This window comes from Actinomadura sp. NPDC023710 (assembly GCF_040639875.1).
Lineage (GTDB): Bacteria > Actinomycetota > Actinomycetes > Streptosporangiales > Streptosporangiaceae > Spirillospora > Spirillospora citrea.
Genome location: NZ_JBFAGB010000004.1, coordinates 14,854 through 40,136, shown reverse-complemented (window position 1 = coordinate 40,136; position 25,283 = coordinate 14,854). Strand labels below are relative to the sequence as shown.

Annotated in this window: 24 protein-coding genes, 2 tRNA genes and 1 pseudogene; 17 read left to right on the top strand and 10 right to left on the bottom strand. The window is 66.5% G+C overall.

All coding sequences use genetic code 11. The annotated features are described in order from the left end of the window. Positions 1-127: 127 nt before the first annotated feature. A complete protein-coding gene (locus AB0H37_RS05825) occupies positions 128-718 on the bottom strand; it encodes a TetR/AcrR family transcriptional regulator (protein ID WP_360611681.1) in 591 nt (196 codons plus the stop codon). Positions 719-804: 86 nt separating this feature from the next. Here AB0H37_RS05825 and AB0H37_RS05820 point away from each other — a divergent pair, with 86 nt between their 5' ends. Then, positions 805-1,800: a hypothetical protein gene (locus AB0H37_RS05820; RefSeq protein ID WP_360611680.1), complete on the top strand. Its 996-nt coding sequence runs from the start codon at positions 805-807 to the stop codon at positions 1,798-1,800. A gap of 1,043 nt (positions 1,801-2,843) precedes the next feature. On the opposite strand, the gene AB0H37_RS05815 is transcribed toward AB0H37_RS05820, so the two are convergent. The 3 genes from AB0H37_RS05815 to AB0H37_RS05805 all read right to left on the bottom strand — a co-directional run bounded on the left by AB0H37_RS05815 (position 2,844) and on the right by AB0H37_RS05805 (position 6,674). Continuing rightward, the gene (locus AB0H37_RS05815) at positions 2,844-4,052 is read right to left on the bottom strand and encodes a DUF4365 domain-containing protein (protein WP_360611679.1); all 1,209 of its coding nucleotides are present in this window, start codon (positions 4,050-4,052) and stop codon (positions 2,844-2,846) included. Positions 4,053-6,024: 1,972 nt separating this feature from the next. Continuing rightward, a complete protein-coding gene (locus AB0H37_RS05810; protein ID WP_360611678.1) occupies positions 6,025-6,354 on the bottom strand; it encodes an XRE family transcriptional regulator in 330 nt (109 codons plus the stop codon). Continuing rightward, the gene (locus AB0H37_RS05805) at positions 6,351-6,674 is read right to left on the bottom strand and encodes a type II toxin-antitoxin system RelE/ParE family toxin (protein ID WP_360611830.1); all 324 of its coding nucleotides are present in this window, start codon (positions 6,672-6,674) and stop codon (positions 6,351-6,353) included. The genes AB0H37_RS05810 and AB0H37_RS05805 overlap by 4 nt, the downstream gene beginning before the upstream one ends. A gap of 1,280 nt (positions 6,675-7,954) precedes the next feature. Here AB0H37_RS05805 and AB0H37_RS05800 point away from each other — a divergent pair. Then, positions 7,955-8,908, top strand: coding sequence for a hypothetical protein (locus AB0H37_RS05800; RefSeq protein ID WP_360611677.1), 954 nt, complete (start codon positions 7,955-7,957; stop codon positions 8,906-8,908). 145 nt (positions 8,909-9,053) lie between these two features. On the opposite strand, the gene AB0H37_RS05795 is transcribed toward AB0H37_RS05800, so the two are convergent. The 3 genes from AB0H37_RS05795 to AB0H37_RS05785 form a co-directional block, all read right to left on the bottom strand. Continuing rightward, complete coding sequence (locus tag AB0H37_RS05795; protein ID WP_360611676.1) at positions 9,054-9,962, bottom strand: hypothetical protein; 909 nt, start codon at positions 9,960-9,962, stop codon at positions 9,054-9,056. A 223-nt stretch (positions 9,963-10,185) separates the two neighbouring features. Next, on the bottom strand, positions 10,186-11,346 hold the full coding sequence (locus tag AB0H37_RS05790) for a type III PLP-dependent enzyme (protein ID WP_360611675.1): 1,161 nt from the start codon (positions 11,344-11,346) through the stop codon (positions 10,186-10,188). 19 nt (positions 11,347-11,365) lie between these two features. Further along, entirely contained in the window at positions 11,366-12,133 is a 768-nt protein-coding gene (locus AB0H37_RS05785; RefSeq protein ID WP_360611674.1) for a GntR family transcriptional regulator, read from the bottom strand. 169 nt (positions 12,134-12,302) lie between these two features. Between AB0H37_RS05785 and AB0H37_RS05780 the strand changes: the two genes are divergently transcribed. The 15 genes and pseudogenes from AB0H37_RS05780 to AB0H37_RS05710 all read left to right on the top strand — a co-directional run bounded on the left by AB0H37_RS05780 (position 12,303) and on the right by AB0H37_RS05710 (position 23,712). Next, complete coding sequence (locus AB0H37_RS05780) at positions 12,303-12,449, top strand: hypothetical protein (RefSeq protein WP_179279241.1); 147 nt, start codon at positions 12,303-12,305, stop codon at positions 12,447-12,449. A gap of 6 nt (positions 12,450-12,455) precedes the next feature. Continuing rightward, on the top strand, positions 12,456-12,893 hold the full coding sequence (locus AB0H37_RS05775) for a WhiB family transcriptional regulator (RefSeq protein WP_360611673.1): 438 nt from the start codon (positions 12,456-12,458) through the stop codon (positions 12,891-12,893). A gap of 2 nt (positions 12,894-12,895) precedes the next feature. Beyond that, on the top strand, positions 12,896-13,861 hold the full coding sequence (locus AB0H37_RS05770; RefSeq protein ID WP_360611672.1) for a DUF4097 family beta strand repeat-containing protein: 966 nt from the start codon (positions 12,896-12,898) through the stop codon (positions 13,859-13,861). Beyond that, the gene (locus tag AB0H37_RS05765) at positions 13,861-14,124 is read left to right on the top strand and encodes a hypothetical protein (RefSeq protein ID WP_360611671.1); all 264 of its coding nucleotides are present in this window, start codon (positions 13,861-13,863) and stop codon (positions 14,122-14,124) included. The genes AB0H37_RS05770 and AB0H37_RS05765 overlap by 1 nt, the downstream gene beginning before the upstream one ends. Further along, positions 14,121-14,543: an RRQRL motif-containing zinc-binding protein gene (locus AB0H37_RS05760; RefSeq protein ID WP_360611670.1), complete on the top strand. Its 423-nt coding sequence runs from the start codon at positions 14,121-14,123 to the stop codon at positions 14,541-14,543. The genes AB0H37_RS05765 and AB0H37_RS05760 overlap by 4 nt, the downstream gene beginning before the upstream one ends. After that, complete coding sequence (locus tag AB0H37_RS05755; RefSeq protein ID WP_360611669.1) at positions 14,540-15,808, top strand: DUF2637 domain-containing protein; 1,269 nt, start codon at positions 14,540-14,542, stop codon at positions 15,806-15,808. Before AB0H37_RS05760 ends, AB0H37_RS05755 begins: the two co-directional genes overlap by 4 nt. Then, positions 15,805-18,084, top strand: coding sequence for a cell division protein FtsK (locus tag AB0H37_RS05750; RefSeq protein WP_360611667.1), 2,280 nt, complete (start codon positions 15,805-15,807; stop codon positions 18,082-18,084). The genes AB0H37_RS05755 and AB0H37_RS05750 overlap by 4 nt, the downstream gene beginning before the upstream one ends. A 157-nt stretch (positions 18,085-18,241) precedes the next feature. Next, positions 18,242-18,511: a hypothetical protein gene (locus AB0H37_RS05745; protein WP_360611665.1), complete on the top strand. Its 270-nt coding sequence runs from the start codon at positions 18,242-18,244 to the stop codon at positions 18,509-18,511. 128 nt (positions 18,512-18,639) lie between these two features. Continuing rightward, positions 18,640-18,849 (top strand): annotated as a pseudogene (locus AB0H37_RS05740) (bifunctional DNA primase/polymerase); the annotation flags it as partial. 101 nt (positions 18,850-18,950) lie between these two features. After that, a complete protein-coding gene (locus tag AB0H37_RS05735) occupies positions 18,951-19,574 on the top strand; it encodes a bifunctional DNA primase/polymerase (RefSeq protein WP_360611664.1) in 624 nt (207 codons plus the stop codon). Continuing rightward, the gene (locus tag AB0H37_RS05730; protein WP_360611662.1) at positions 19,571-21,130 is read left to right on the top strand and encodes a YfjI family protein; all 1,560 of its coding nucleotides are present in this window, start codon (positions 19,571-19,573) and stop codon (positions 21,128-21,130) included. Before AB0H37_RS05735 ends, AB0H37_RS05730 begins: the two co-directional genes overlap by 4 nt. Before the next feature lie 66 nt (positions 21,131-21,196). Further along, the gene (locus tag AB0H37_RS05725) at positions 21,197-21,394 is read left to right on the top strand and encodes a helix-turn-helix domain-containing protein (RefSeq protein WP_245920308.1); all 198 of its coding nucleotides are present in this window, start codon (positions 21,197-21,199) and stop codon (positions 21,392-21,394) included. A 1-nt stretch (position 21,395) separates the two neighbouring features. Next, positions 21,396-22,268 (top strand): hypothetical protein, encoded by an 873-nt coding sequence (locus tag AB0H37_RS05720; RefSeq protein WP_360611659.1) that lies wholly within the window; start codon positions 21,396-21,398, stop codon positions 22,266-22,268. Next, the gene (locus AB0H37_RS05715; protein WP_360611657.1) at positions 22,235-22,795 is read left to right on the top strand and encodes a tyrosine-type recombinase/integrase; all 561 of its coding nucleotides are present in this window, start codon (positions 22,235-22,237) and stop codon (positions 22,793-22,795) included. Before AB0H37_RS05720 ends, AB0H37_RS05715 begins: the two co-directional genes overlap by 34 nt. A gap of 164 nt (positions 22,796-22,959) precedes the next feature. Further along, on the top strand, positions 22,960-23,712 hold the full coding sequence (locus tag AB0H37_RS05710; RefSeq protein WP_360611655.1) for a phage Gp37/Gp68 family protein: 753 nt from the start codon (positions 22,960-22,962) through the stop codon (positions 23,710-23,712). On the opposite strand, the gene AB0H37_RS05705 is transcribed toward AB0H37_RS05710, so the two are convergent. The 3 genes from AB0H37_RS05705 to AB0H37_RS05695 form a co-directional block, all read right to left on the bottom strand. Beyond that, a complete protein-coding gene (locus tag AB0H37_RS05705) occupies positions 23,693-24,814 on the bottom strand; it encodes a three-Cys-motif partner protein TcmP (protein ID WP_360611653.1) in 1,122 nt (373 codons plus the stop codon). The genes AB0H37_RS05710 and AB0H37_RS05705 overlap by 20 nt on opposite strands. Before the next feature lie 234 nt (positions 24,815-25,048). Next, positions 25,049-25,122: transfer RNA gene (locus AB0H37_RS05700), tRNA-Phe, on the bottom strand. A gap of 20 nt (positions 25,123-25,142) precedes the next feature. Next, positions 25,143-25,220: transfer RNA gene (locus AB0H37_RS05695), tRNA-Asp, on the bottom strand. Positions 25,221-25,283: the final 63 nt, after the last annotated feature.

The window sequence follows — 25,283 nt, the reverse complement described above, 5'->3', positions numbered from 1 at the left end:
CACCGAACGGCCGGCCCCCCGCTGGGCTATGCGGCTGGCCTACGCGCTGCCGCTGCTGGTGCTGCCCAAACTCATCAACGAACGTTGCCGCTACACGCGGACGAAGCCATGCGAACGGCGAGTCGCGTTAGCGGCGGGGCGCGGCGGCCAGGCAGCTCATGATCAGGTCGGTTAGCGCGTCGGTTGCGTCGGCGGCGGTCGTGCGCCCGTGGTTGAGTTCGGCGGCGATCGCCTCGGCGGCGCCCAGTGCGCCGGCGCAGCGCAGCCGGAGCGCCTGGGCGCCGAGGCCGGAGTGGCGGGCCAGCGCGTCGGCCATCAGGTCGGTGTAGTCATCGAGCAGTTCGTGCTGGACCGCTTCCATCTCCGGGCTCCCCTTCAGCGCCGCCGAGATCGCGTTGAGCTCCGGCATGGCTGTGGCGCAGGTGAGGTAGGCCTGGCCCATCAGCCTTGCGACCCCGTATGCGTCAGGCCCTGCTTCCGTCAGTGCCTGCGTCAGCGCGGCCCGGTGTTGCTCGTCGAGCCGCCGGTAGAGCGCGATGAGAAGCCCCTGACGGGTGCCGAAGTGGTCGTACACGATCGGCCTGCTCACCTCGGCGGCCTCAGCCAGCGTGACCAGGGTCAGGCCGTCGGCCCCACGGTCGCGGACGATCGCCGTCGCCGAGTCGAGCAGTTGCTCTCGCCTGGCCTGTTTGGACAGGCGGGTCGTCGATGCCCTCATCGTCCTCCCTTGCGTCACGACACCAGCCTAAGCTACAAAATGTAGGCTACAAAATGTAGCTTGATGTGAGTGAGAGGACTCTGCAGATGAAGCAGCCGGTTTTGATCATGGGCGGATCAGGTCAGGCGGGTTCGGACACCGCTGCCGTCCTACGGGAGTGGCACCCGGACCTGCCCCTGGCCATCGCGGGCCGCAACCTCGACCGCGCCCGCAAGGTCGCCGACGAACTCGGCAACGCCATCGCCGTCACCCTCGACCTTCAGCGTCCCGACCTCGGCCTCCCTGCCGAGCAGGACTTCTCCGCCGTAATCGCAGCTGTGCGTGACTCCCGCCTGCACGGGCTCGGTTACGCCCAGGAGCGCGGCCTGCCCTACCTCAGCATCTCCAGCGGCCTGGTCGGCATCGCCCCGGAGGTCGTCGCCGCCGCCCAGCGGGCGAGTGCCGTTCCGGTGCTGCTGGCCAGCCACTATCTGGCCGGCCTCGTCGTCCTCGTGGCCATGGACCTGGCCCGGGAGTTCGGGCGGCTCGACGCCATCCGGATCGCCGCCGTCCTCGACGACCAGGACGCCGGCGGACCGGCAGCGCTCGACGACCTGGAGCGCCTGGCCGCCGTCACCTCCGCCGGCCTGGTGCGCCAGGACGGGGCCTTCACCTGGGTCTCCGGGGCCGAGGCGGAGGTGGGTGTGCCCAGCATCGACGGTGTCGTGCTGCCCGGCCAGCGGATCGCCATCCTCGACGTCCCGAGTCTCGCCCTGGCCACCGGGGCGGGCGAGGTCCACTTCGACTTCGCCGTCGGCGCTTCGGCAAGCCGCAGACGCGGCGAGCCGGCTTCCACCGAGGTCCTCATCGACCTGGAGGGAACCGGCCCGTCCGGCGACCCTCTCCGCACCCGCCGCCACCTCTTCCACCCCGCCGGCCAGCGCCCCCTCACGGCCCTCGGCATCGCCCTCGGCGTCGAGCGGCTCCTCGGCCTGCGCGGCGAACCTGCCGGCCCGGGCCTGCACACCCCCGAAGCCCTGCTCGACCCGGCCCTCACCGTCGAGCGGATGACGGCCATCGGAACCACTTTCGCCACCCTGTGACACTCTGTGGGTTGGAATTGCGGGTGCCGGGGCTGTGGCGGGGGAGCCGTACGGCTTTCTTCATGTGCGCCACGTAGGGGGTTGAGTGGTGTCGCGGACCGATTTCCGGGGGTTCGTCGTCATGCAGTTCATCTACGCCACGCCCCGCCCTGACCTAGGGCCGGCCGTAGCCGCCCCTGAGCAAACCTTGGAGACGGACGCAGCGACATGGGGTAGTGGCAGGAGGTTCCGTACCGTTCCTCGGTTCTACGTGACGAACATGGCGGACAACCGACCAAGCCCATAATCGGGGTCTGACAAGGGTTCCTAGAAATCAGCCCCGGATAACGACTGCGTCAGGTCTTCGAGGGAAGGGCTGACGCCTGCCCAGCCATGAAGCACCCCGGTCGTGGAAGGGCGTCTTCTTCGGCGCGTATTCGGCACAGATGCTCGGCGAGGGCCGGTGACACAGCCGGACGGGCGAGAGAAGCGCCCGGACCTGTTCTTGCAGGTCGGGCGCTTCTTGATGCTGCTCGGTGAGGTGGGCAGGGGCGGGGTCGAACCGCCGACCTTCCGCTTTTCAGAAGTAGCAACCCACCCTCCTCCCAGCTCGTCTGCTGAGGTTGGACGGTGTTCCATGTGTAGGTTGCGTCCACGGAGCGGGCCAAGGGTCGGCGCAGCCGATCGCGCAGCAACGCCGTAGGCGACCTTGATGCGCTCCGTGGACACCGGACACTGGCCGCGCAGAGGAAGACGACGACTCGCTAACCACCTCGATGCGAACTATCGGCGGCCCCGAGGTCGAGTGCTCGCCGCGCTGATGGAGGCGTGTGGTGACGTACGGGCCGGTGAGGCGATGTGCGGCGGTGTTGCTGTACTTCTTGCTGTACAGCTGTCGCTTCGATCTGCGACAGAACCCCGGCATTTCGAGCGCCACTCCAACCCCGTACCGCAGAGCCGGCCACGGCCCGAAGAACGGAAGGGGGCGGCAGCGAGAGTCCCCCACCCTGAAGCCTGTCCAGCTACTCGCGGCGATCGGCTTTCCGCTTGGAAGCTGCGGCGCTTTAGGCCTGACTGGCACTATCGGATACCGCTTTTTCGGGCTCGGGGATGCGCCAGACGATTTGTACCTGCTCGTCGAGAGGTAGCGAGGGGCCGAAGATGTAGACGCGTTGGATCAGGTAGAGGATAGCCAACCGAAAGGCCTCCGGCTCGGTGTCGTTCACCGTCGCCCGGCTTAGCTTGGTCACCTGTCGGACAATACGTGAATCAGCTTCGAGCGGGCTAAGCTCGGCGATGATCTCGGGTTCGAGCTCTCCTTCCTCACGCATGACCAGGATCGACCGCTGCAGCAGGTCTGGTTCGGCCTCGACCCGGTCGATGATGCGGGCTATGACATATGCGTCGGCTAGGTCCGCCGCGATGTTGGCGTGCTCCGCGGGTTCCTCACCTGTGCAGCTCGGGCACCCTTCACACTCGGTGGGCCCTTCAGTCCATTCGGCCTGCTCAGTGGAAATGAAGCACGAGGCTACCCACATAGTCTCGGACCGACTCAGCTCCAGGTCTTCGGCGGTCGCGAGGTCGGGGTCGCCCCGTTGGTCCTTCTGTCTGCCTTCTTCTCCGACATCTGGCACTGGAAGCTCCGAGCGGATCAGAGATTCCAGGCTGACGAGATACGGTTCCCAGTCATGGGCGCTGAGGAGCAATGTCGCAAACGCGTCCCCCGGGCGCTTCCAAAAGACGAGGTCTTCGTCGTCGCCGTTGACGAAGTGCAGAACGTGGTCCATCGGATCGAAGTCGACTCCGGACATCTCTCCCAGGTGGGTGAGGACGGCTTGTCGGCCTCGGTAACGGCCGACGTAGCGGCGGGCCTGGGTGACGAAGGAGTCCATGGTCGAGTCGTTCAGCACTGCGTTGGGGCTGACACCGATGACACTTGGGTGATTCAGGGGGCCGGACCGGCGGAGTTGTTGGGTGGCGTTCGCCCAGTACAACTTCTTGGTGTCGGGGTCGTACACCACGCAGTAGACGGGGATGTTCCCGTTCGCCCAGGTGTCGCCGTGCTGGTCGACAGGCACCGCATAGCCGTTGGCTCGGCGCCACGAGTTCCCACCCTTGACCTGAACCTTGATCACGTCGCTCGTCACACGACCGTTCTCGGCAAAGGTGACATAGAGGTCCTCGCCGAAGTCGTTCTGGCCGGATATCTCTTGAACGATGTGGTCGTGCTCTTCGAGCAGGGCGCGCACCGCGTTCACGGCGGCTTGTGCCACGCGCCGTCCCGTCGGGATTCTCGGCATGCCACCCTCTCCAGAGATTCCTCGCCTGCCCGGGCCGATCCAGCTCCGGGCCTCGTTGCGGCATAGCCTGGCACAGTTCGATAGCTCCCTTGGCCTATTTGCTGGCCTGGTCGCCTCGTGCAACAAAGCCGCCGAGCTGTTCGCAAAGGCGCCGACCGACACGTGGTAGCGTCCCATGCTGGCGGGCCTGTTGACAAAGGCTTTGCGGAGATCGAAAGGGGCGTCTGGCCTGGAGATGTCTGCCGGAATCGAACTGTCGACCTATTCATTACGAGTCTGAAGAACAAGATCCACACGCGTCCAGACTCGTCCGCTGACCTGCTCAGCAACCTCTCCTGAGCATCCTTAGGTTCCACCATCGTCCAGGCCCGTCGTTAGCATCCGCGTTAGCATTCCGGCCCCACGCAGCCCCGGAGGTCGCGCCTCCGCCTTGCGCCCGGTCAGGCAACCTTGGCTCTGCGACCGTCCGCTTTCAGAAGTGACAACGACCGTGATCACGCCGAAGCTGCCGAGATGGACGGTGCCTAGTGGCTGGCGCTGGTCCCCTGCGTATCGGGCTGTTGTCGTCAGCGTTGTCATCACCCTCGCTGGCGTCGGCCGTGGGCTTTCAACCGCTGTTGGCGTCGCTCGTAGTGCTCGGCTTTGCCCGCTGGGCATGGTCGGCGGTGGACCGACGCCGGACCTCCTCACGCCATGCTCGGCCGCTGGCCTCCGGCCTCTACCGAATCCACCCACTGGCCGTACCGGGCGGAGATCAGCAGGGTGTCTTCAACGGCGCTAACTCCAGGGGGCAACGTGCCGGTTAGAGCAAGATCCGGACGGTACGCGTGGGGGCACCCATCAGGGTGCCCACAACAACTGGAGGAAACCGATGAACGGATCCGGAAACTCGCAAGAAGGCTCGGAGCCGTCGAAGGACGAGTCGGAGTCGCCTTCGGGCGGCTCGGGCCAGTAACACCCGAGTGACACATCAGGAGCGGTCCCCGGCCTCGCCGGGGGCCGCTCCACCTGCGTCTTGTGATCATCCGGTCTCCAGGCTCTGACGGGTGACCGATCCATTACGAGTCATAAGAGCAAGATCCACACCTGTCCAGATTCTCCGCTGACCTGCTAGGCAGCGACCGGGCACGTGGCGGGCACGGCGACTGATGAACGAAAGGGGCCCAGCGTCAATGACTCGTCACTGGCCTAGGCCTTCACGCTGGGAGCGGATGACGGGGAATCAGACCCGTGCTGTCAGCTTGGGAATCAAACCGAACCGGGCCGTCAGGGCAGCTGACCTGGCCTCCGCTCGTACCGTGAGTGACCGTGGCTGCCCCCTGATGGCCGTGGCTAATTGCACGCTAATTGCACGACAGCCAGCCTTCGGTCGATGTTCTTAAGGTGGGTCCAGATACGGCGGCCGGCGCGTAGTTGCGCACCGGATGGGGCCTTGCTCGTCGTCCTCAGGTAGCCACCCATCGAAGTAGCCGGACTGCTCGCCCGCGGATGGGTCGGAGTAGATCAGGACGTTGAGGGTCGTCGCAGAGGGCACGATGCCGCACTGGGGGCCGCCGCCGAAGATCTTCTTCATCTCGGCGCGCGTGGTGACTTTGCCTAGCTCAACGATCCGTCATGGCTGGAACCTTAGGCATCGATGCTGACAGGGGGCGACTGAACTTCGGCACGTATTCGGCACAGACGCTCGCCGAGGGTCGGTGACGGTCAGACACGGTCGGACGGACGAGAGAAGCGCCCGGACCTGTTCTTGCAGGTCGGGCGCTTCTTGTTTCTGCTTGGTGAGGTGGGCAGGGGCGGGGTCGAACCGCCGACCTTCCGCTTTTCAGGAGTAGCAACCACCCTGCGGCCACCCCGTCGACCGAGGTCAGACGGTGCCCGACGTGCGCCCTTGATGCCGGTTGGTGGCTGTCGTTGCCGTCAGGGTTGCCGTCACCGGTCGGTGTTGTCAGGCGACCTTGATTGAGTGGGGGCCGACGCTGACGGTGATGTCGACGTGGCCGCCGAGTGCGGTGGCGTAGGCGCGGAGGGTCTCCAGCTCCATGGCTTCAAGGTTGCCGTTCTCGATCTGGGAGACGCGGGACTGGGAGACGCCCAGGATCTGGGCGACCTCGGCCTGCGTCTTGCCGATGGCCTTGCGGAGCTCCTTGAGGTGGTGGCCGGCGACGTAGGCGTCCAGTTCGGCGCGAGCCTGGGCCTGGCGCTCGGGGTCGGCCAGCTCGGGGTTGCGGCGGTGTGCTTCGGCCTTGATGTCCCGCCAGCGGCGTCCGGTGCTCATCGTCCGCCCTCCTTATCCTTCGCTGCCCGGTACTCGACGTAGCGGGCTTCGGCCAGCGGGATCGCCTCGTCGTACCAGCGTGACCACTGCCCGGCCTTGTCTCCGGCCACCAGGAAGATCGCGGCACGGTCCGGGTCGAAGACGAACAGCATGCGGATCTCCGATCGTCCTCGGCTGCCGGGCCGCAGCTCCTTGAGGTTGCGTAGCTCGCTGTGTTCCAGTGTGTCGACCAGCGGCCGTCCCAGCGTCGGCCCGACCTCGGCCAGCCGGTCGATGGCCTGCTCGATCAAGGCCGCAGTGTCCGTCTCTGATTCACACAGCTTGAGGAATCAGCTCTCGACCGGTTCGAGGAGGATGACGTCCCAGGGCACCCAACCAATATAACGTCTAGCTCATACTGTGGGGTTGACCGTCCGCTTCCTGATGACGTCCGTTGCCGTCAAACGCAACGCCCCGGGCCACATGGCTCCGGGGCGTTTGCGCTGGTCGACAGTGTGGGCAGGGGCGGGGTCGAACCGCCGACCTTCCGCTTTTCAGTGAACGACACTCCTTCCTGCCCACACCACGGCTTACCTGCACAAACACCACTCTCGGCCTACTCGCTGACGGCCACTTCGGCGCAAGTTCGGCACGATCAAGCCTGTCGTCTCTCTGGAGAGATCCGCAACGGCGCCCTTCTTCGCCCTGCGCGGAAGCGCAGGGCGGCGCTCTGCGAGCGACTCAGCGGGCCGGATCACGGCGGTTGATCGCTTGGGCCGAAGATGTCGGGGTCCTTCTGGCGGTCTCACGCCGCCCCGTGCCCCTGACGGGCGCAACGGAGCGCCGGCACCGCGACCACAAGGGGGAGCTCGCCGCACAATCCGCAGAATCCGCAGAAAGTCACCTAGGTCTCGCCAGCGGACGGACGCTCCAGGTCACGGGGTGGCCGCAGAACCAGGCACGGCCGCCGTAGAACCGCCGATGCCTCTGCCCGTGAACAGGAATCGTCTCAGGCCAGGGGATTATGCGGACTTCTGCGGCAATACGCGGTGCCCGGCATCGAGGGCAGGTAGCCAGAGGACCAGTACCGCTGAGGTTCTGTGGATTTTGTGGATTCTGCGGCGGTGATGACTCCCACCACCAGCGGTGGGCACACCGCTAGACATCTGCTTGGATCGAGGGCACGCCATGTACGGTATGTAGGTCTGCTGCTACTGGCTATCTAGCGAGGTCACCCGTGACTGGGCAAAGCTGTCGGTCGGCGCACTCGGCGCCCTCGTACCTTCGACCGGTCTACCGCCCCTCTGGGGAAGGGGGCGCCCGGATATATGCCGGCGACCTATCGGTTACTAATGCGAGCGCGACGCACCAGATCAAAGGTGATCTCGAGTTTCGCTTCGGTCCTCGGCCGGGCTTCTATGCTTATCTGGCTGGCGAAGATCAGTGGTTGTTCGACCTCGTACGCGATTGGCCCAAGGGCCACGCCAAAATACAGCCGTCGTCAGGGGCGTCACTGGAACCGCCGACAACGTCGGCGCTACCGACTCGGCCGGAAGGGGCCAAGTACTGGGCCGAAACGCCATTCCGAATTAGCAACCTGGTGACGGGTAACATTTCAGCAGTGGCACGCTTTGTCATTCATGGAACTACCTCAATAACTAGTCATGAACTGCCGATTTGCGAGACCGATGAAGGGCAACAGCAGGGCCAACTCCCCTTCGTATTGCCTGGCTGGCAACTCCGTTTGGCCATCGCAGATGAATGGGCAGATGATGATTTTCCTTTCTTTATAGAGGCGGTGCCCGATGCCCATCTGGCCACCGAGGAAGCTGTTGACCGTCTTCAGCGACAGTTGTTTCTAATGCTGAGTTTTGTCGCTGGCCGCGAGATTGGTCTGGCGGTCACTGCTGGTTTGAACGCCGCCGACCAAGTTGTTTGGGGACAGTGGTCTAGCCCTCGAACTGGGACAGGTCAATGGCGGTGGTGCCCGGATCACCTCGTCAATGACGCTCTTCCGGAGCTGGCGCAGGGCTTCTCGAAGCTTGCTACCGACACCACCATGGAGAAGGTTGTAGATCGGGCGATCAACCTCTACCTAGCTGCCAACGGTACTCAACCCCTAGATGTGCGCATCCCGGTTGCGGCCTCTGGCCTTGAATTGTTGGCATGGGCCGTTCTTCTTGCGCAGCGGTGGCTTACTACCGACGGGATGAGCCGTCTTAGCGTTGCGGCGTACAGGCAACGCCTGCTACTCCGTTGGGGCGACATTCCTATCGACGTGCCGGATACCTTCGCGGCTTTGGAGGGGCGACGGGCGAGTCTCCGTAGTCAGCCAGACCCAGCTGGGCCAGAAGTCATAGCCGCGATTCGCAATGGCCTCGTACATCCACCGAAGCAGCTGACTGACTTGGAGTGGCCGACCGTCGATGAGATGGCACAAGCTTGGCGACTCGGTATGAACTACCTGGAACTAGTTATCATGCGGCTCCTGGGATACGAGGGGCACTATCTGCCGCGGTTGCAGATTGTGGATAGATGGGTGACAGATACAGCGGTAGTTCCATGGGCAAGATAGGAACCATTCTCCGCTGACAATTCGAGACTCGCGCTGGGCCATGAGGTAGTAGGTGGGCGTGACAGGGGCAGCATCCGCGACGCGTCGCCCGAGCTCTCGACAGGGGGTTGGCTACGCTGCGAGGCTGAAGTCGGGGAAGTTCTTCTCAGGGGTTTATCTCCCCTTCTATCTGCTGCCCAAGAGTCAGTTGCCCTCGCTCCACCTCAGGGGGCGTGTCTCCGGGGACTAGATGCAAGACCATTAGGTAGTCTCTTAAGGTTTCGACCATCACCCATTCTTGGCCAGGGGCACGAATGGGTATCCAAAAGCGCTCAAATGCGCCCTGCCAGTGATGCCAGGCGGGATCAGCTTCAGGGTTTATGTTCCCTGCCTGGGTGTAAGCTTCAAGTAGAGCTTGCATGCTAATCAGCATGGCAGATGTGGCGCTTCTGATTGTACATACATGAGCGTCTTCAGGCGGCAGCCAACCATCATCGGCGTCAAATGGCTCGGTGTACACACTGAAGTCGCCGTGCGCCAGAAGATGGCGCAACTGTATCCCCACCTGAAGCCCGACGATAGTAGCTGAAGTCCCCTGGTAAGGAGTGAAAGTTCTTCTGACTTTTTCTTTCTCCCAGAGTGTTTGGTTGTCGCTAATATGTGACTCCAGATGTGAGACGACCGTGCTGTAATGCCAGGGCGTATCCAACGTAGCGGTTTGGAAGACCCTTCGGATCGCCGGCATGATGCTTCCGGAGTTGCCCACAGTCGGGTCGCAGGTGCGAACAATATTCTCCAGACCAGCATAGACATAAAGTAGTCGAGTGAGTTCCGTTTGCTGGGCGGAAGCTCCTTGAGATGACGCGTCAACATACTCCCAGGCATCGGCGCACATAGCTGCGTCGCCATTTGGGTCTAAATCTATTTGCACGCTCGAAAGACCACCAGCCATTCGAAGCCAGTCCACAGACATCTGCCATAGCTCTTCGCCAGGTGACGGAAAGGTGTGGACCTTGGTAAGGTCTTCTAGCCAGTCGGCTAGCTTCCAGGCGTGATGTGCTGGCTTCAGCGTCACGGGCGCGACCTGGTAGTTCGCTGGGCGGCAGGGCGGGCGCCGCGGCTCGGATAGGTCCTCCATGTTCCTAGTATGAACGGTCTGTGACCGCTCATCATCTGGTTATGTCATCTCGGTGCATTTTTTGCTTGAGTGGGCTGGGGGGACCCGTGATCTATTTGGTCTGTCTCTATCACATTAAAGGCCCTGGCTGGAGGCAGCCAGGGCCGGTACCGCGAGCTGGTTACGCACCTAGATAGTCGAACCTCGGCTTGGGGTGCATGAGGAAGTCGTGATGGGAGATGTTCCACGCGTAGGCGCCGGCCATGGAGAAGGCGACCAGGTCGCCGACTGCGATGCGGTCCGTGGGTACCTCGCGCGCGAAGACGTCCTTTGGTGTGCAGAGCTGCCCGACGAGCGTGACGGGCTCGTTGGCGACCGCTGGGCCGTTGCCCGTGCCGGTGAGGATGTCGAACGGCTGGTTGTGCTGCTTTGTGACCGGCGTCCGGATGTGCATGGTGCCACCGCTTAGGACGGCGTACCACTGGCCGTGGGCCTTCTTCACGTCCAGTACCTCGGTGACGTACCACCCGGTGTAGACGCTGATGGAGCGGCCCGGTTCGATGCGCAGTGTCTCGCCCGACTGGGCGAGGCCCGTGACCTCGGCCCCGTACTGCTTCCAGTCGAATCGGGCGCCGGGCGTGCTGTAGTCGACCGCCATGCCGCCGCCGAGGTTGAACTCACGCGGCCCGGTGTGGCCGATCCCGTCCAGCCATGCGCGACCCCATGCGAGGATCTCGGCGGACTGGGCCGCCATGGCGGACGCGTCCAGCCCGGACGCTAGGTGCGCGTGGATTCCGCGTAGGCGTAGATGCGGCGAGGCGGTCAAGGTGTCGGTGCAGGTGTCCATGAGTTCGGGGTCCATGCCGAACGGGCCGCTCATGGCCAGCGCTACGCCGCTGCGGTCGCCGGCGAGGTTGACCCGAAGCAGAACATCGACTTCACGGTCGGCCGCCTCGGCGATGCGCGCGAGGCGGGAGAGCTCGTACGGGCTCTCGACGTGAATGCGCTCGACTCCGAGGTTGAGCGCTAGTTCGAGTTCGTCATCGGTCTTGCCGGGACCGCCGAACGCCAACCGCGCGTCCGGGAGCGCCTCGCGCACGTGCGCCAGCTCGCCGCCGGACGCGACCTCGATGCCGTCGACGTACGGGGCGAGCGCGCGCAGGATCGGCGCGTCTGGGTTGGCCTTTGCGGCATAGAAGATCTCCGGCGCACCTGGCGCCGATAGTGCCGCCTTGACCTCGGCAGCGTGGTCCCGGAGCGCGGCGAGGTCGTAGACGAACGCGGGTAGGTGCGCGTCCGCGGCGAGCGTCCGGGCGTGGTCTTCGACGAGTCGCGTGATCATGGGGTGTGGTCTCCGGGTGTCAGGCGAGCGGGAACTCGTACTGGGCCGTGAGGTAGTGGGCGGGGGCGACAGAGATCGTGACCTCGACGGCGCGGCCCTCGGCGGTCATGCCCACGTGGGTTATCTCCACCACGGTACGTTCCGGGCTGATTTCCAGCGCGCGCGCTTCGGCGTCGGTGGGCAGCCGGCTGGGCGTGATCTCTTCGCGCGCCGTGGCCTGTGGGTAGCCGAGTTCGCCGAGGGCGCTCTTGACCCCACCCACGATGACCGGCCCCTCCTCCTCCAGGACCGTCCCGCCCGCGATCTCCAGCGGGAACCAACTGGCGTTGAGCCGGACAGGGATGTCGCTGGCCAGCAGACGACGGCGCCGGACGAGACAGTTCACCTCGCCGGCGGGGAGGTTGAGCAGCTCGGCGACGTGTGCCGGCGGCTCGGCGTGTTCGGTGGTGATCTCGTGCTGAGGCTCCAGGCCGCGCGCTCGCACCTCGGCGTCAAACGCGCCGCGGGCCCCGTTGTTCTCGCGCTTCGCCCGGTCGTACCGCGCCGGCGAGTGAAGCATGGGCGGTAGCCAGGTGACCATGGTTCCGCGTCCCTGGCGGGGGCGCACGATGCCCTCGGCCGCGAGCATCTGCATGGCCCGGTTGACCAGGCTGCGCGAGGCGCCGTAGCGCTCCGCCAGCTCTGGTTCGGCGGGGAGGACGGACCCCGTCGGGTACGCCCCCTCGATGATCTCTTCACGGATTTTTGCGGCGATCTCGCGGAACCCGTGGCGTTCTGAGTTGGGCATCTACCTGCCCCTTCCTGCTGTCTGCGTGCTGCTTAGGTCCACCTAACCAGACCAAACGCCAAACGCCAAACGACTGGCGCCTCTTGACAGGCGTGCCGCTCTGGGCGCAGTCTGACCTACGTCAAACGACAAACGTTTGGCGTGTTGAATCAACGTCAGGAGTCGTCTCGTGATTCCGCAGAAGTCCAGCAGCATCCCGCAGTGGCTCGCCGGCATCGCGGTCGCGATCTTCGCGATCAACAACCCCGAGAAGGCCGCCGAGCTGGTCAACCAGGTGATTCACGCGATCACCACGTTCTCCGGCTCGCTGGGTTAACCAGCGATGACCGCCTACCGCTCGCAGTCGCCCGCCCTCGGCGCACAAGCCACCAAGCCCGCCGCCGAGGGCCGCACCTACCGACCGATCACTGAACCGAACGAGGTGCCCGTGTCCCGTTCCTTGTCCCCGATCACTGCGCTGGCCGGTCTCGACCTGCGCGGAATGCCCGTCGCCGGCGCTCAGTGCCGCTTCGACCCCGAGTTGCACACCGGCCCGGACGCCGAGGAGACGCCCGACGAGCGCGCGGCCCGCGAATTGGTCGCCGCCGAGGTGTGCCAGTCCTGCCCGCTGCGCGGCGCGTGCTTCGAGCTGGCGATGCGGATCCGCCCCGAGTTCGGGGTGTGGGCCGGTTTCACCGCCGCCGAACTTGCCATCCTCGCCGACCTGGTCGACGCCACCGAATCCAGCCTGGCCGACCTCGACCTGAACGAGGTGGCCTGATCATGACGACCCGCACCCTGACCGCGACGTGTTCCGGCCCGGTGGCCCTGTCGATCTACCTGCCCGCGGGCGACATCCGCGTCATAGCCGACCCGTCCCGCACGCTCGCCGAGCTCACCGTGACCGCCCACGGCCAAGACGCCGCTGTTCACGACGCCGTCCGAGACGCCGATCTGCGGTCGGAGGACTCGACCGGCGCCCTGACCGTCGCGGTTCACCCGCCCGCTGGTGGCGTCACCGTCGTGGGCGGCACCCAGACCATCACCGGCAACACCGCGTCCACCATCGTCCAGTCGTTCGGAGACATCCCCGCCGGTGTCACCGTGACCGGTGCCGTGCTCAGCGGCGACGGCGTGGTCAGCATTGGTGGCGGGCGCATCACCGTCAACGGTGTGGAGGTCGCCGGCGGCACAGTGCCGGGTGGCCGTGTCCAGATCACCGCCCGCGTTCCCGAGGGGACCACGGTGGCCGCGCACACCCGCTCGGCGTCGCTGGAGTGCGCCGGCGAGGTCGCCGCGGTCGACTTCACCTCGACGTCCGGTGACCTGTACGCCGGTGGCGTCGGCGCGTTGCGCGCCACCACGACCTCCGGCGACATTCATGCCGCTGTTGTGGACGGCGCCGCGGTGGCGCGGTCGGTGTCAGGAGACGTCTACCTCGGCCGCGCGGACGACGTCACCGCCTCGACCACGTCCGGTGACGTGACGGTGAACGACTTCGCCGGCCGCGCCGAGGTGGCGACTGTGTCGGGTGACGTGCGGGTGCGCGCCGCCGAGGGCGGCGCTATCACCGCCCGGTCGGTGTCCGGCGACATCACGGTGACCGCGACAGGCACGGCGCTGGCCGAGGGACTGATTGTCAACGCCACCTCGCGCACCGGTCGCGTCACCACTCCCACCGACAACCCGCCCGATACCGCGCCCGCGGCCCGCGCCCGCCGGCCGCGCCGTACGAACGGGGGCGCGTGATGACCGTCGTATTTCTCATCCTGGCCGTACTCGCCGTGGCGGGATTGTTGTGCCTGTCCCCGGTCCGCCTCGCCAGCGCCGGCGCGGTGCTGCTGATCACACACCCCGTGCCGACGGTCGTCCTCACCGCGGTGGCGGTGCTTGGGGTGACGGTGGCTGGCGTGCGGCTGGCCTACCGGTCGCTGAGTGAGGGCGGTTGGTATCTGGTCACCGTGCAGCGACCCGCCTACGCCACGAGCCGTGCGGGGGGTGTGGCGTCATGACTCGCCGCCGTAGCTCCGCGCGGTTCTTCGACCCGACCGGCGCCCGGTTCGGAATCCCCACGTGGCCGTGGCGTATGGCGCCGCCGCACCTGCTGACCTTCCGCCAGCTCGCCGCGCGTGGGCTGCGTCCGGGCGGTCAGCCGGTCGTCGGACAAGTGCTGTGGAACTCGCGCCGCTACAACGCGCCCGGTGGGGTGCGCGCCGCCTACCTGTACGACGTGCGCCTGGCGCTGCCCAAGCGCGTCCCGTCCGAACGACAGCGCGCCGCCCTCAGCAAGGCACTGGCCGCCCGACGGCAGTGCCCCGATTGCGGACGCGACGCCGGTTACGTCCTGCCCCGCCACCTCAGCACCTGCCTGGACTGCGCGGACGGCGTGACCTCGACCCGTACCGCCCTGGAAGGGAGGCACGCAGCATGACCGCTCCGCCGCTCCACATCCCGGCGACCCTCGGCGCACAGGCCACCAACCCGCACGCCGCCGAGTCGACCGCCGTGCTCCGACCGATCACGAACCCCAACGACACCCCGCCCACCACGCCGACGACCGCGTCCGACCCTGCCGAGGGCGCCGAGGGCGGCGCGTCGCAGGGCCGTGCGCTCTCCAGCAACGAATTCACTGCGGTGAGCGTGGTTGCCGCGCTGGTGGGCGTGCTGGGGCTGCTGGGGTTCGTCAACAGCTTCGCCGCGGTCGCCGACGCCGCCCGCCCTTCGTTCGGGGGGTTGGCGTGGTCGGTGCCGCTTGGCATCGACCTGGGCATTGGGATCTTCGCCGCGCTCGACATCGTGCTTGCCCGGCTGGACATGCGGGTTCGGTGGCTGCGGTTCATCCCGTGGGCGCTGACCGCCGCCACCGTGTACCTGAACGTGGCCGAGGAGTCGACGGTGTTCGGCCGCATCGCGCACGCGGTGTTGCCGGCGCTGTGGGTGTGCGCGGTGGAGATCGCCGCGCACGTGATCCGGATCCGCGCCGGCATCGCCGCCGGAACCCGCATGGACGGGATCCGCGCCTCGCGGTGGATCCTCGCCCCCTGGCCCACCATGAAGCTGTGGCGCCGGATGGTGCTGTGGGAGATCCGCTCCTACCCCGACGCCCTGAGCCGTGAGCGCGCCCGCGTGCTCGCCCTGACCGACCTACAGGACACCTACGGCCGGTGGGCATGGCGCCGCCGCGCACCCCGCCGCGTCCGCGCCCTGTACCGACTCGGCGACCTCGCCCCCGCCCCCGAGACGGGTGGACCGGCCGCTGAGGTGACCGCCGCCCCGTCCGCTCGCCCGGTGGTGGACCGTCCGGGAGTCGCCGAGGTGGACCGTCCCGCGCTGGAGTCCGGACCGCGCACCCCGCCGACCACCGGACCGTCCAACGCACCGTCCACGCCGCGCAAGCGGACCGGCGCGGCCCGGTCCACCACCGGAAAGGGTGGACGGTCCCGCGCCCGTAAGGCCGCCAAGATCCCGCCGCCGGACGTGGACGACCTCATGCCGCTTGGCTGGCGCATCGCCGCCGACCTCGACGCCGTTGACGAACCCCTGACCCGCAACACCCTGGCCGCTCGACTGCGCGCCGCCGGACAGACCGCCGGCAATGCCCGCGTCGGCGCCCTGCTGGCCCGCCTCAAGACCGAAGCCCCCACCGACAGTCCGCCCGCCGCGGCGCCGTCCGCCGAGGGAGAGAACCCATCATGAGCTTCACCAAGGCCATGGGCGAGGTCGTGCGCCTGCCCGTCCAGCACGCCGACCACACCGCCGACCTGGCGCCCGCCCTCGACACCCCGCCCACCGCGCCCGGCGGCACCGGCGCCGGTGTCCCGCCGACCGACCCGCCGCGCCCCATGCCGTTCGGCGACCCCGGCGACGGGGACGGGGACGACGGCGAGGCGATTGAGGGCCTCGTCCTTGTCGACAGCCCAGACACCTACCGCCCGGACGCGCGCGCCCGCCGGCTGGCCGGTGAGAGCGCCAAGCGTCGCCCGATCATCGCGCCGTGGCTGCGCGACCGTGGCGAGGCTGAGGCGACGATCCGGTGGGCGGTCGGGTACGCCGGTCACATCACCGGCTACCACGCCGCCCGGATCCCGCTGTACTCGCTGCGGCTGGCGCTGCGGTCGCCGCGTGGGCTGTACCGGGTGGCCGCGGGCACGTGGCGGTGGACCTACGACATCGAGTCGCGCCCGCTGCGCACGCACGCCATCGACCGCAACAAGGACGAGATGTTCCTGAAGTTGATGAGCGAGCGCAACGACCGCGTCCGGTCCCGGCTGTTCGTCACCGGCGCTGGTCTGGCCGGTACGGGGCTGGCCGCCGCCGCGGTATCGGCCGCCGGTGGGCTGACGCAAACCGTGGTGCTGGCCGCGCTGGTGGCAGTGCTGGGTTGGATCGGTACCCCCAAGGACAAGCGCATCCTCGACACCGCGGTGGCCGCGAACAAGGCGCCCAAGCTCACGAGTGAGGTGGTCGTGCGGGCGCTGGCGTCGCTGGGCATCGCCGAGATCAACCGTGCGATCGGCAAGGGCGGTGAGGGCATCGCTTTCCCGGCCCCGATCACCCGCGACGGTCCCGGCTGGCGCTCTGACATCGACCTTCCGCACGGCGTCACCGCCGACGCCATCATGGAGAAGCGCAAGGAACTGGCGTCCGGGCTGCGGCGCCCGATCGGGTGCGTGTGGCCCGAAGCCGGCGAGGAGGAAGAGCACGCCGGCCGCCTGGTGCTGTGGGTCGGTGACCGACCCATGGCCAAGGCCAAGCAACCCGCCTGGCCGCTGGCCAAAGCCGGCAAGGTCGACTTGTTCGCCCCCGCCCCGTTCGGCACCGACCAGCGCGGCCGGTTCATGGACATCACCCTGATGTTCGTCTCGGTGATCATCGGTGCGATCCCGCGCATGGGCAAGACGTTCATCCTGCGTCTGCTGGCCCTGATTGCTGCCCTTGACGTACGCGCCGAACTGCACCTGTACGACCTGAAGGGCACCGGTGACCTGTCGGCGCTGGAACCGGTCGCGCACGCCTACCGCGCCGGCGACGACGACGAAGACATCGCCTATGCGCTGACCGACATGCGCGGGTTGCGCAAGGAGATGCGGCGCCGCACCAAGGTCATTCGGGAGCTGCCCAAGGACCGCTGCCCGGAAAACAAGGTCACCACCGAACTGGCGTCGGACAAGTCACTTGGGCTGCACCCGATCGTCATCGCGGTGGACGAGTGCCAAGTCTGGTTCGAGCACAAGAAACACGGCGCCGAGTTCGAGGAGATCTGCACCGACCTGGCCAAGCGCGGCCCAGCGACCGGCATCGTGCTGATCCTGGCCACCCAGCGGCCCGACAAGGCCGCCATCCCCACCCCCATTTCCGGCGTCGCTGGCATGCGGATCTGCCTGAAGGTCATGGACCACACCGCCAACGACCTGATCCTGGGCACCTCGGCGCACAAGACGGGTTTGAAGGCCACCATGTTCAGCCTCAACGACAAGGGCATCTGCTACCTACGCGGCGAGGGCGACGCCGCCCGCATCGTCCGGTCGATGTACATCGACGCGCCCGCCGCCGAGACCATCGCGCTTCGCGCCCGCGCGATGCGCGCCGCGACCGGCTACCTGACCGGCTACGCCGCCGGCGTCGACCTCGACACCGCCGACACTACCGACGACGGCGCCACCCTGCTGACCGACATCGCCAGTGTCACCACCGACGCCGAAGACAAGATCTGGTCCCACATCATCGTGGATCGCCTCGCCGAGCTGCGTCCCGCGGCGTACGGCCCGTGGGCCGCCCGGCCCGAGGGCGCCAGCGACGCCGAACACAAGACCGCCAAGGCCACCACGCTGGCCGCCGCACTCAAGCCGCACGGCATCCGCACCGTCCAAGTGAATCGGACGGCACCAAACGGCGAGCGCGAGAACAGCCGCGGCATCGTCCGCGCACACATCCTCGACGCCCTCGACAACGCCGCCGACCCCGGCCGCTGACCGCCCGCCGGCGCCGCCGAACCCGGTCTACGGGTAGCCGGTCACCCCGCTACCCGTAGACCCCCCTTGTAGACCCTCAAACCGATCATGACCAGCGCCGTAGCGCGTAGACCCCGCACGCCCCGAACCCCCAGCACAGTGCCCTAGGAGGGCTGTCGTGCCCCTGCTGACCGCTGCCGCTACCCACACCGCCAACCCGTCCGGCATGTGGCTGCTGCTCGCCATCCTCGCCGCCGTCGGCTACCTGCTCCACTGCGTGATCTGGCCGTATCGGGCGTGCCGCAAATGCGACGGCGCCGGCCGGTTCCGCTCCCCGTCCGGCCGCGCCTGGCGCTACTGCAACCGCTGCGGAGGCCGCGGTGCGCAACTGCGCGCCGGTCGCCGTATCTGGACCCACCTCAAGAACATCGACCGCAACCGCCGATAGTCAGCCAGCTCATCAGGAGGGCGCAAAAGCGGCCCCCGGCGCACAAGCCACCAAGCACGCCGCCGAGGGCCGCCCCCTCCGACCGATCACGGACCTCAACGAGGTCACTAGAAGGAGGTACACCCATCATGACGCAGCCCGCCCGCGGTGTCCCGGTCCGGCCGAACGTGGTCGACACCGGCGACGGCCCCGGACTCATGGTGACCGCGCTCGCCCACGCTGGGCGCGGCTGGCACGTGTTCCCGCTACGGCCCGGCGACAAGCGGCCCGCGCTCCGCAACGACTGGGAAGGTCGCGCCACCTCGACCGACCACGCACGCATCTGGCAGTGCTGGCACCACGCCCCCTACAACATCGGGATTGCGTGCGGCCCATCGAATCTGGTCGTGGTCGACTCGACCAGCCCAAGCCCGGCGAGACCCCGCCGCCCGATTGGGACATGCCAGGGATCAACGACGGCGCCGATGTGCTCGCCGCGCTCTGCGAGCGGCACGGCCAACCCTTCCCATGGGAGACCCACACCGTGCGTACGGCGTCGGGCGGGATGCATCTGTACTTCACCGCCCCGCCCGGTGTCCGGCTGCGCAACACCGCCGGCCGGTTGGGATGGCTGGTCGACACCCGCGCGCACGGTGGTTACGTGGTGGCCGCGGGCAGCGCCCTTGCCGCCGGCGGCGCCTACGTGACGGTGTACGACACGGCGCCGGCGCCGTTGCCCGGATGGCTGGTCGACGTGCTCACCGTGCCCGAACGCACTGCCGCGCCGGTGCCGAAGATGCCCGACCTCGACCAGCGGCACGCCGCCGGATACGTCGGCGCCGCTCTGCGCGCCGAGGTGCAACACGTCCTCGACTCCCGCCCCGGTGCCCGCAACCACACACTCAACGCCGCCGCGTTCGCCCTCGGCCAGCTTGCCGCCGGCGGGATGCTGCCCTCCACGCTTGTGGTCGACTGCCTGACCGCCGCGGGACTCACGGTCGGACTGACCGCGCACGAGTGCGAGGCGACCATTGCCAGCGGGATGCGCGCCGGCGCCCGCACACCCCGCGGGAGGGCCGCGTGACCGCCGCTGACAGCATCCTCGCCGCCGCAGGCGCCGGCGCCCGGCTGGCCGAACTCCACGGCCAGCCCGCCACGCCCACGTGGGAAGCGCCCGTGCCACTCGGCGCCCGGCAACGCCTGCCCACCTTCCCCGCAGACGCGCTCCCCGACTGGGTCGGTGCACAGGCGACCGCGGTCGCCGAGTTCACCCAAACCCCCAAGGACCTAGCCGGCTGTCTCGCGCTGGCCGCGCTGTCGACCGCCGCCGGTGGCCGCGCCATCGTCAACGTCCGCGGCACCTGGGTCGAGCCGGTGAACATCTTCACCGTGGTGGCGATGCCGCCCGGATCCCGCAAATCCGCTGTCTTTCGCGCCATGACCCAACCCCTACTCAACGCCGAACGCCACCTAGCCGAACGCACCCAACCTCGCATCGTTGAGGCCGAGTTGGCGCGACGCGTGGCCAAGGCCGCCGCGGAGAAGGCCGCCGGCGTCGCCGCCGGATCGGGCACGCCCGGCGGCGACCCTGACAAGCTCGCCGACGCCACCGACGCCGCCATGGCGGTAGAGGCCATCAAGGTGCCGGTCCTGCCGCGGCTCGTCGCCGACGACATCACCCCGGAAAAGGCCGCGTCCCTGCTGGCTGAACAAGGCGGCCGGCTGGCCGTGCTGTCCGCCGAGGGCGGCATCTTCGCCACCGTCGCCGGCCGCTACTCCTCGACCCCCAACATGGAGGTTTTCCTTAAGGGCCACGCCGGCGACATGCTGCGAGTCGACCGGCAAGGCCGCCCGACCGAACACGTTGAACACGCTGCCCTCACCCTCGGACTCGCCATCCAGCCCGAGGTCATCACCGACATCGCCAAGATGCCGGGATTCCGCGGCAAGGGTCTGCTCGGACGGCTGCTGTACGCGCTCCCAGAAAGCAACATCGGCCGCCGCCGCATCAACCCGCCCGCCCCGTCCGCCGAGGTCGTCTCCCGCTACGACACCCAGCTGCAGAACCTCGTTAACGCCTTGTACGACTGGGACGACCCCGCCCGGCTGCAACTCACCCCGGACGCGCACGCCGAGTTCCTCGCCCTCGAAACTCGCACTGAACCCCGGCTGCATCCCGAAACCGGCGACCTCGGCCACCTCGGCGACTGGGCCGGCAAGTACGTCGGCGCGGTCGCCCGCATCGCTGGACTCCTCCACCTCGCCGCGCACGTTGACGACGGATGGCGGACCCCGATCGAGGCCGACACCATGCACGCCGCCATCCGACTGGGGGAGTACTTCACCGCCCACGCCGTCGCCACATTCGACGCCATGGGGAGCGACCCCGACCAGCACGCCGCCCGCGACGTTCACGCGTGGATCGAACGCACCAAGCCCGAACGATTCACCGTCCGCCAACTGTTCAGCAAACTGCCCCGCACCAAGTTCCCCAAAGTCGCCGACCTGGAGACACCCCTAGACCTCCTGGAACAACACGGCTGGATTCGCCGCCTACCCGACCCCGAACGCACCGGCCCCGGCCGCCGCCCCTCACCCACCTACCTCGTGCACCCCGACCTTTGTGGGACCGGCGCATAGCCACCATGCACGCCGCTGGATACCCGCTGACTGTCCGACCGATCGCATCGTGAAACGAGGTCGCCTGTGAAAACGGCAATCCGTTCCAAGGAAATGCTTACCCTCCCCGAGGTGTGCGCCGAAATCAAGGTCTCGCGTTCGACCTTCTACGAATGGCGCGCCAAGGGAACGGCCCCGAAGTGCTACAAAATCGACAACGGCGAGATTCGTGTCAGCCGCGAAGATCTTGACGAGTGGTGGAGCGAGCGAAGGGACGTCGCCTGAGATGGAGAACATCACCTACGACGTCCGTATCTACAAGATGGAGGTCTACAAGGGCAAGAAGGTCACCACGTACACCGTTCGTTGGAAGACCGGTCGTGAACAGTGGAAGGAACCGTTTCGTAAGCGTCCGCAGGCTGTCAGTTTCGAGTCCGAGTTGCGTGCGGCGGCAAACAAGGGTGAGGCGTTTGACGTCACGACCGGACGACCAGTCGCGTGGGGACGGGCCGCCGCTGACATGTCTTGGTACGACTTCTGCGTGTCCTACGTGGATATGAAATGGAAGGGCGCATCCGGCAAGCATCGAGCGAACACCGCGTGGGCGCTCGTTACCGTCATGCCGGCCATGCTTGCCAGCGACAAGGGCAAGCCCGCCGACAAGAAGATCCGTACGGCGCTCCGGCGGTGGGCATTCAACACCAAGAACCGCGCGGACTGCCCGGAAGACGCCGCCCAGATCCTCAAGTGGCTGGCCCGCAACACCAAGCCCGTATCGGCGCTGTCCGACCCCAAGGTCATGCGGGCCGCTCTCGACAGCGCGGCGACGCTCCTTGACGGGTCACTCGCTGCGCCCTCGACCGTCCAACGCAACCGCGCGATTCTCCACAACGCGTGTGAATACGCGGTGGAGTTGAACATGCTCGCGCGCAACCCCGTCAAGGCCATCAAGTGGAAGGCCCCGAAAGCCTCGCCCGAGATCGACCGCCGATCGGTCGTTAACCACGGCCAGGCCCGGCGCCTACTCCAAGCTGTTCGGGAACAGCAGCCGAGCGGCCCGCGCCTCGCCGCATTCTTCGCCGTGCTCTACTACGCGGGCCCCTGCGTCCGGAGGAGGCCGTCAACTTGCGTCGCGAGAACATCGCCCTTCCGCGGCTGATCTGGGACGAGCAAACTGAGAGCTGGCACGAGCCGGCGGACGACTGGGGAGAGTTGCGGTTCTGCACCGCCTCCCCCGAGGTCGGAGCGGAGTGGACCGACAACGGCGCCCGCCGTGAGGTGCGCCGTCTCAAGGGCCGCGGCGAGGGGGAATGGCGACGCGTCCCGGTGGCGCCGCCGCTCACCCGGATTTTGCGGCGCCACCTGGAGACAACCGGCGCCGGCCCCGGTGGGCGTGTGTTCTGCGGTGTCCGCGGCGGCGAGCTGGCTACCGTCACTTACCGCCGCGTGTGGGACCGTGCGCGTCTCTCCGCGTTGTCTGACGCCGAGTACGCCTCGCCGCTCGCCAAACGCCCGTACGACCTGCGCCATGCATGCGTGTCCACTTGGCTCAACGGTGGCGTACCGGCTACCCAGGTCGCCGAGTGGGCCGGCCACAGTGTCGAGGTGCTGCTACGCGTCTACGCGAAGTGCGTCGAAGGTCAGGACGAAACGGCTAAACGCCGCATCGAGGAAGCCTTGAGGTAGAGGGCCGGCCGTGGTGCTCGTGAACAGCGGCCACCACGGCCACCTTTGGGCTTCTGTCTGCACGGACGCCCCACATGCACCAAGATGGAATCAACTAGTAGCCCGCTGTAGTCGATATTATGTTCGAAAACCTGTAGGTTGATGGGTAGTCGAAGGAGGCTGGCATGGGTGATCGCAGCGCGATCGAATGGACTGAGACCACGTGGAATCCAACCACGGGCTGTGACCAAGTTACACGAGGCTGCGATAACTGCTATGCATTGGCGCTCGCGAAGCGTCTGAAGGCTATGGGCCAGCAGCGCTATCAGAATGATGGGGACCCGAGGACGAGTGGACCGGGTTTTGGTGTGACATGCCATCCTGACCTACTCGCGGTTCCGTACTCTTGGAAAAAGCCGAGACTTGTCTTCGTGAACTCGATGAGCGACTTGTTTCATGCTCGCGTGCCGTTGAAGTTTGTCCAGCAAGTATTTGAGGTAATGGCAGGAACGCCTCAACATACTTATCAGATTCTAACCAAGCGTGCGCTGCGACTGAAGCGCGTTGCTGCAGAACTTCCTTGGCCGCCGAATGTCTGGGTAGGCGTCTCTGTGGAAGATGCAGATGTCGTGCACCGAGTTGAATCTCTACGTGCGGTCCCCGCTGCAGTTCGGTTCCTGTCTTGTGAGCCGCTGTTGGGGCCGCTCGATGATCTGTCCCTAGAGGGTATTCACTGGGTGATCGCGGGCGGCGAGAGTGGCAGGAACGCTCGCCCGGTAAATCCTGCTTGGGTGCAGGGCTTGCGTGATCAGTGCTTTGATGCAGGGGTCTCGTTCTTCTTTAAGCAATGGGGAGGGCGTACTCCCAAGGCCGGCGGACGAGAGTTGGATGGCCGGACGTGGGACCAGATGCCGGCCGTTAGCTCGGTGGCGAGCTAGGAAAGTCGATAGTTACGCCCTTTGTAAACTGTTTCTTGCCCATGGGCCGATTGACCTTGATGGCTCCTTCGCGCTCCAGATCGCGAAGGACAGGGCGAACGTGAGTCTCGCGATAGGGCGTATGGAGAAGGGTATGCCATTCCATCTCTTCTGCCGAAATGTTGCGCTTGCCAGCGTAATGAAGCAGGAACTCGCGGCGAAGGGGCTTTAGGTCCGGTTCCGGTGTGAAGAGAACGTCTTGACCAGCGAGACGATCGGAGAACGTGTAACCCCCACCGGGGTCTACCTTCCACATCGCATTTTTCATCAGCTTGACACCCTTGCGGTGTCGTGTGCCGTGGAAGAGGTAGTACCCGATGTTGCCGGTGCTGTTGATCATCGCGAAGGACTGCACGTGATCGAGGCCAATACGGTCTTGCAGTTGTTTTCCGTACACGGCGCGTAGGTGCTCCACGCGGTCGGCTTTGCGCGAGTGTCCGCTTAGTACCTCTCGCACATCCATGCCGAAGAGACTTCTCATCGCTGCCTCTTGGCCATCTCGCTCAATGAAGCGTTGGACGTGACCCACCATAAAGTTCACGAAGACTTCTGTGCGTGGGTAAGAGAGCAGGTCGGCAAGCAGATCCATAGGAAGCCCGCTGTAGCCGAACGGGTCAACAAACGCAAAGGTCGGCGCGAGGTTGGCTTTCTGCTCGCGTAGGTGGTTGAGGATGGTGTTGGCTGTGGCGTCGAACTTGTCGTTAATTACGCTGACTTTTACGCTGGCCGGCCATGGTGCGTGGGAGGCTTTGAAGTCATCAATCTCCCGCTTAAGTGATATCGCGTTGTCCTCGTTGGCCTCGATGAACATGAAGACGAACTCTCGATGTCTCATCTGAGGGAAGTAGTGGTGATCGACAAGCCGGCGAAGGGCAACGAGGGGGGAGCCTTCTGTCCCGTCGTTGTAGCGGCCCCGTCCGGCGAAGCCGTCCAGGAAGAGGACGCGCCCGTTCCAGGATGAGAGGATCGGGTACCAGCCGTCGAGATAGGACGCAAGCATGTCGTGCTTGGCCTTGGTGTGCGGTGGGCAATCCCACTTCGTCGGATCGGCGTCGCTCACCATGGTCACTCCTCCCCGCGTCCTGCTTGGGTGAGTATCCCACGATGTGCATGGTCATGACAGCGAATAGTGACCGGAGTCGGACGCTCTGATGTCGGACGCGTCTCTTGCCTTCGGCGCGTATTCGGCACAGACGCTCGGCGAGGGCCGGTGACGGTCGGACACAGCCGGACAGACGAGAGAAGCGCCCGGACCTGTTCTTGCAGGTCGGGCGCTTCTTGTTGCTGCTTGGTGAGGTGGGCAGGGGCGGGGTCGAACCGCCGACCTTCCGCTTTTCAGGCGGACGCTCGTACCGACTGAGCTACCTGCCCAGGACGCGCGTCGGCGCGTCTGGCGGTCCTGACGGGATTTGAACCCGCGGCCTCCACCTTGACAGGGTGGCGAGCACTCCTAGCTGCTCCACAGGACCTTGCGTCTCCGAGCCTAGCGGCTCTGGAGGGGTGTCTTGGCCGGTGTGTCCGGCGCTTGGCGA

Bases quoted from the DNA above. Each gene is read 5' to 3' on its own strand.
- AB0H37_RS05825 (WP_360611681.1), bottom strand. From the start codon at position 718: ATGAGGGCATCGACGACCCGCCTGTCCAAACAGGCCAGGCGAGAGCAA.
- AB0H37_RS05820 (WP_360611680.1), top strand. From the start codon at position 805: ATGAAGCAGCCGGTTTTGATCATGGGCGGATCAGGTCAGGCGGGTTCG.
- AB0H37_RS05810 (WP_360611678.1), bottom strand. From the start codon at position 6,354: ATGAGCACCGGACGCCGCTGGCGGGACATCAAGGCCGAAGCACACCGC.
- AB0H37_RS05790 (WP_360611675.1), bottom strand. From the start codon at position 11,346: ATGATCACGCGACTCGTCGAAGACCACGCCCGGACGCTCGCCGCGGAC.
- AB0H37_RS05785 (WP_360611674.1), bottom strand. From the start codon at position 12,133: ATGCCCAACTCAGAACGCCACGGGTTCCGCGAGATCGCCGCAAAAATC.
- AB0H37_RS05775 (WP_360611673.1), top strand. From the start codon at position 12,456: ATGACCGCCTACCGCTCGCAGTCGCCCGCCCTCGGCGCACAAGCCACC.
- AB0H37_RS05770 (WP_360611672.1), top strand. From the start codon at position 12,896: ATGACGACCCGCACCCTGACCGCGACGTGTTCCGGCCCGGTGGCCCTG.
- AB0H37_RS05765 (WP_360611671.1), top strand. From the start codon at position 13,861: ATGACCGTCGTATTTCTCATCCTGGCCGTACTCGCCGTGGCGGGATTG.
- AB0H37_RS05760 (WP_360611670.1), top strand. From the start codon at position 14,121: ATGACTCGCCGCCGTAGCTCCGCGCGGTTCTTCGACCCGACCGGCGCC.
- AB0H37_RS05755 (WP_360611669.1), top strand. From the start codon at position 14,540: ATGACCGCTCCGCCGCTCCACATCCCGGCGACCCTCGGCGCACAGGCC.
- AB0H37_RS05750 (WP_360611667.1), top strand. From the start codon at position 15,805: ATGAGCTTCACCAAGGCCATGGGCGAGGTCGTGCGCCTGCCCGTCCAG.
- AB0H37_RS05735 (WP_360611664.1), top strand. From the start codon at position 18,951: ATGCCAGGGATCAACGACGGCGCCGATGTGCTCGCCGCGCTCTGCGAG.
- AB0H37_RS05720 (WP_360611659.1), top strand. From the start codon at position 21,396: ATGGAGAACATCACCTACGACGTCCGTATCTACAAGATGGAGGTCTAC.
- AB0H37_RS05710 (WP_360611655.1), top strand. From the start codon at position 22,960: ATGGGTGATCGCAGCGCGATCGAATGGACTGAGACCACGTGGAATCCA.
- AB0H37_RS05705 (WP_360611653.1), bottom strand. From the start codon at position 24,814: ATGGTGAGCGACGCCGATCCGACGAAGTGGGATTGCCCACCGCACACC.